General features: G+C 65.6%; 5 protein-coding genes. 3 read left to right on the forward strand and 2 right to left on the reverse strand.

The annotated features are described in order from the left end of the window. Both QOC69_RS28085 and QOC69_RS28090 read right to left on the reverse strand, forming a co-directional pair. Positions 1-1,038 (reverse strand): ADP-ribosylglycohydrolase family protein (locus QOC69_RS28085; RefSeq protein ID WP_526445799.1); only part of this gene is annotated, 1,038 nt, incomplete at its 3' end. Positions 1,039-1,129: 91 nt separating this feature from the next. After that, entirely contained in the window at positions 1,130-2,125 is a 996-nt protein-coding gene (locus QOC69_RS28090; protein ID WP_526445800.1) for an ADP-ribosylglycohydrolase family protein, read from the reverse strand. A gap of 207 nt (positions 2,126-2,332) precedes the next feature. On the opposite strand from QOC69_RS28090, the gene QOC69_RS28095 reads away from it, so the two are divergent. From QOC69_RS28095 to QOC69_RS28105, 3 genes are all read left to right on the forward strand, one after another. Beyond that, positions 2,333-3,331 (forward strand): LacI family DNA-binding transcriptional regulator, encoded by a 999-nt coding sequence (locus tag QOC69_RS28095; RefSeq protein WP_526445801.1) that lies wholly within the window; start codon positions 2,333-2,335, stop codon positions 3,329-3,331. Between the two features lie 53 nt (positions 3,332-3,384). After that, positions 3,385-4,695: an ADP-ribosylglycohydrolase family protein gene (locus QOC69_RS28100; protein WP_526445802.1), complete on the forward strand. Its 1,311-nt coding sequence runs from the start codon at positions 3,385-3,387 to the stop codon at positions 4,693-4,695. A 50-nt stretch (positions 4,696-4,745) separates the two neighbouring features. After that, the coding region (locus QOC69_RS28105; RefSeq protein ID WP_526445803.1) for an ABC transporter substrate-binding protein at positions 4,746-5,227 on the forward strand (482 nt) is incomplete at its 3' end.

A 5,227-nucleotide genomic window follows, 5' to 3' on the forward strand; every position in this document is an offset into this window, starting at 1 on the left:
GTCAGCGACCGCTACCAGCGACTTGCCGGCCAAGCTCGGCAGACAGTGACCGCGCAGCAGGTCAACCGACTCCAGCCAGCGCCTTGGAAGCGCACCGGCACCGCTCATGGCGCCGGTCAGTGCACCCACCATCGCGGGCATACTGTCGCTCTGCTTCGCGACCATGCCAGCAAGCGGCACCGCTGTGACCAGGTCTCCGCCGGTCTTCGCAACGATCGCGAAGGCAGACGCAAGCGTCTCCGGTGCGATGGTGCCGAAACTGTAGGAGGCGTTCGCGACCTGGTCATTCAGGTCCGCGATAAGGTCGAGCGGCGTTTCAGCCGCGGCGGAAAGGTCGAGCGCGCGGGTCATCGTACGAGACAGCCACGAACCCTCCGGAATTCGACTGACCCCGGCAGCGATGGTGTCGGTGGCGTTCGCGCCCGACATTGCTGCCGCGACACTCGCCGCCATCGCAGCGGCAGCCCACACGCCGTCGTCGGCATGGGTGATCTCAGCCAGCCGGGTGGCGACCTTGGCTGCCAGGTCCGGGTCGCCGGCGTGCCGGATGCCGACCGGAACGGCTCGTGCGACCGCGCCGTCGTCGAAATGCGCCGGATTGTCGTTGCCGGTAGCAGGCGGAGTCAGGCCAGCCTTCGCGTTGATGATGGAAGAACGTTCGGCGATGCCGGACCAAACGTCGTCGGCCCGGTCCACCACCAGCCGGCGCCAGCCCGCGAACAACTCTTCGCTCGTGGCGTCTGGTGAGGCGTCCAGAAGGATGAGCGCCGCAGCCACCGCGAACTCGGTGTCGTCGGTACCGGAAACCGCCAGCGGCTCCGGCCGCCCGTTGGTGAACGGAAGAAGGAAGCGAAGCACCTGATGGGTGTCTGCCTCCGCGCTGAACTGCCACAGCCACTCCCTACGTCTACCGAAGCGCGCGCTGCGGTGGTAGAGAGCGGGCAGGCCTGCCGAGTCGCCAATCGCGAGGCCGACGAGGGCTCCGCGAGCGCGGTCGCGGAGCCCCTGGGCGGCGACGGCGGATGCGGAAACAGTCATTTGGCTCGGTCCTTCCAATCAGTGGGTGAACTGGTCACGCGCTGGACGCCTGAAAGTGGCGGCACCAAAGCGGGAGCGATAGGGCGGGTGATCATGCAACGCCTCCGGTGCGGGTGAGCAGGGCGGCGTGCAGGTCGCGCGCCAACTCGGCCAGGTCTGTACCGGCCGTCGAGGCGATGCAGTGTCCCCGCACCACGTTGATTCGCATGCGCCAGTTCTCAGGAACGGCGTGCGAGCCGTGCAAGGCACCTGCCATGGACCCTGCCATCGCTGCAATCGTGTCCGCATCGCGCCCGATGTTCGTTCCACCGAGGACCGCGTCCACGTACTTGCCACGCGCCGCCGCGAACACACCCATCGCCAACGCCGTCGCCTCCGGACCCACATCGGCGAACGGGTAGTGGAAGATCGAAACCTGCTCGTACAGCTCATCCAACGCGCCACGCAAACTCGAATGCGACAAACCGATGTCGACCGCTCGCCGAATGGTCCGCCCTGACCAAGAGTCTGCTGGCGCGGCCGCAATCGCCGCATCGACCACCGCTTCCCACGATTCCGCCGTCATCGCGGCGGCAACGCCCGCGGCAATGACCTGTGCGCAGTAGATGCCGTCCCTGGAATGCGACACCTGCGCATCGAGAGCAGCCAACCGTGCAGCCTCGACTGGGTCGCCGGCGCACAAGATTCCGACCGGTGCGATTCGCATCGCCGCCCCATCGCTCCACATCTCGTGATTGTCGCTACCGGTGACCGGAGGAGTCAGACCGTCGCGAAGGTTGTTTATGGCGGTCATCTCGCTGAAACCACCACCGTAGAAACCACCAACCTGATTCACGAGATTCTCGGTCCACGCGACGCCAACCTGCGCCGGTGTCAGCTCTCGGCCGTGCGCCAACATCAACCGCGCAGTCAGGACCGCGTATTCGGTGTCGTCCGTTCCGGCTGGGTCGTCGTCCAGGAAGTCCGAGACCCACCCGTACCGCTCGATGATCTGCTTCCGAGTCAGGCCCTCGGTTGGCGCGCCGAGCGCGTCACCCACCGCTTGTCCGATGAGCGCGCCGTACACGCGCTCGAAAGATGTGGTCACCGGTACCCTCTCATGCAAGACGTTTTGCACAATGCGTGCTGGCCAACTCAAGCTCAATACCCCTCGGCTAGTCAAGGGAAGTTGCGGAATTGCAAGTGGCGGCGAGAAGTCACTGGTCTATCGCCATAGAAGCTCTTGACAAGAGCTGCAACCCTGGGGCAATGTCGCCACCACGCCATACCGAACGTTTTGCATGGAGGAGCCAAATTGACGCGGGTCGGGATGATTGAGGTCGCCGCCAAGGCTGGCGTCTCTGTCACCACGGTTTCTCACGTGCTGTCCGGGCGTCGGCCGGTCGCTCAGGGCACCAAGGACCGCGTGCGCCGGGTCATCGAGCAGCTTGGGTACGAGCCGAACACGCTTGCCCAAGGGCTGCGTTCACGTCGGACCATGACCGTTGGGCTGATGGTTCCGGACCTGACCAACCCCTTCTACCCGATGGTCCTTCGCGGCCTCGATGACGTTCTCACCCCGGCCGGCTACCACGCCATCGTGTACAACACCGACGGAACCCGCGATCAGGAAATCGCGTTCCTCAGGTCCATGGCGACCCGGTTCGTTGACGGTGTCGTCGTCGCGTCGTTCCAGCTCACGCGCAATGATCTGCTCTTGCACGGCAGGAACATGCCGCTGGTACGTCTCGGCGGCGGCCACTTCGACGCCGACCTCGGCGACCTTGTCCGAAGCGACGACGAAGGCGGCATGGCGCAGGCAGTCCGCTACCACCTGGAAAAGGGCCGCCGGCGGATTGCATTCATTGGCGGTGCCGAGCACGCCGGCCCCAGCGACCTCCGCGAAGCCGGGTTCCGTCGCGCGCTGAACGAAGCCGGTCGCAACATCGACGAAGGCCTCGTCGTCCGCGCCGACTACACACGCGAAGCCGGCCGAGAAGCAGCCAGGGCGCTCCTGAACTACGACGAGCGACCCGACGCCATCGCCTGCGCAAACGACCTCATCGCGATCGGTGTGCTCGATGCCGCTCGCGAGCTGGGACTCAGCGTGCCCGACCACCTCGCAGTCAGCGGCTACGACGATATCGACGCCGCATCACTCGTGACGCCGGCACTGACAACCGTCGTCAACCCTGCCCGGGAGGTCGGCCGCTCCTGCGGCGAAGCGCTCCTGCGCCGCCTCCAAGCCGACGGGTCCGAGCCTGCACGCGAACTCGTCATCGCCAACGCACTCATCCGCCGCGAATCGGCCTGAGCCGGCTGATCGCGCGCCCGAACTTCACTACCTATCGGCAGGAGAACTCACCGTTGCATGACCACCAGCCCCACGATCCGTGCGAGTTGCTCCGCTGGGAGGCCGCGCAGCTGCAGGAGAGCGGTTTCGACCTTGGCGGCCTCGCCGCAGCGGCACAGCAGGCGGTTGACGACGGCGACGCTGCTGCGTCCCGCCAGCTGCTGAACGAACTCCTCGGGGTGACTCGGCACAATGACTGGGCCTTCGAGGAGCCCGAGGACCTCCACAGCATCCTCGCCAGCTTGCACGCCCCACCGCCGCCGGCGATCATCGGCGAGGCCGCCCTGCTGGACCGGATCCTCGGCGGCTGGCTCGGCCGATGCGCAGGCTGCAACCTCGGCAAGCCGGTCGAGAATGGCGACCACTGGACCGCAGAGCACCTGCGCTACTACCTCGAACTGGCCGACGCGTATCCGCTGACCGACTACATCCCGGTCTTGGACCCGATGCCTGAGAGCTTCGAGTTGCGCGAGTTCTGGCCCTACACTACCCGGGGTCGGATCTTTGAAAGCGCCCGCGACGACGACATCGACTACACCATCCTCGGTCTGCACATCCTCGAGCAGTACGGGCTCGGCTTCACCACCGCCGACGTCGCAGCAGAATGGCTCGACCGTATCCCCTACACCCAGACCTTCACCGCCGAGCGCGTCGTCTACCGCAACCTTGCACTAGGGCACGCCCCCGTCATGGCTGGCAAGGTCGACAACCCCTATCGGGAGTGGATTGGCGCTCAGATCCGCGCCGACATCTTTGGGTACGTCCACGCCGGGAATCCGTGGGCCGCAGCTGAACTCGCTTACCGCGACGCGACCCTGTCCCATACGGCCAACGGTGTCTACGGTGCAATGTGGGCCGCTGCGCTCGTTGCTGCGGCATTCACCGGCGATGCAAAGCACTCCGTGCAAACATCTCTGGCGTGCATCCCGCCGCGAAGCAGGCTCGCAGAGGCCATCAGGTTCGTTTTGGACCAGCACGCCACGGGCGTCACCTGGCACACGGCGCGAACGGCAATCGAAGAACGCTACGGCCATTACTCCTGGGTCCACACCATCAACAACGCCGCAGTTGTCGTCGCCGGGCTCCTGTGGGGTGACGGAGACTTCACCGCAAGCATCGGCCTCACCGTCCAAGGCGGCTGGGACACGGACTCCAACGGCGCGACTGTCGGCAGCGTCGCCGGAATCATCACCGGCGCCCAGAGGCTTCCGCCCCACTGGACGAAACCGTTGAACAACACCACGCGCAGCGCAATCCGCGGTTTCGACCGCTCCCGCATCTCGGACCTCGCCGACCGGACAGTCCTGGTGGCGAACAGCAAGTGACCCGACCCTCACCGACCCCGAGAACACCAGAACCTGGAGGCCTCACAAAAATGTCCGCTTCACTCTCACGTCGCCGCTTCCTGCAACTGTCCACCGCGGCGGTCGGTGCGACCACTCTCGCAGCCTGCGGCACGGGGGGCGGCGGCCCCGGCGAGATCCAGTACTGGGGCGCGTTCCAGACCAAGGACGGTGAGAACTACTTCCGCCAGAACTTCATCGACGCCTACAACAAGGCTGCGACCGGCGCCGACGCTCTAAAGGTCAAGATGACGGTCAAACAGCCCGACACGCTCGACCGGCTCGTCCAGACCGCCATCGCCGCCGGCAATGGCCCCGACCTCATCGAGGCCTCCGGCCCTGCCCAGACCCTTCGGTACGTCAACAACGGCAACGTGCTGCCTCTGGACGAATACATTGACAAGTTCGGCTGGCGCGACAAGTTCATTCCCTGGGCCCTCGAAGCTGGGCAGGTGAACGGGAAGCTGTACTCGCTGCCTGCCAGCTTGGAGACATTCTCGATCTACTACAACCC

Origin of the sequence: Mycobacterium sp., from assembly GCF_032162105.1 — a bacterium.
GTDB lineage: Bacteria > Actinomycetota > Actinomycetes > Mycobacteriales > Mycobacteriaceae > Mycobacterium.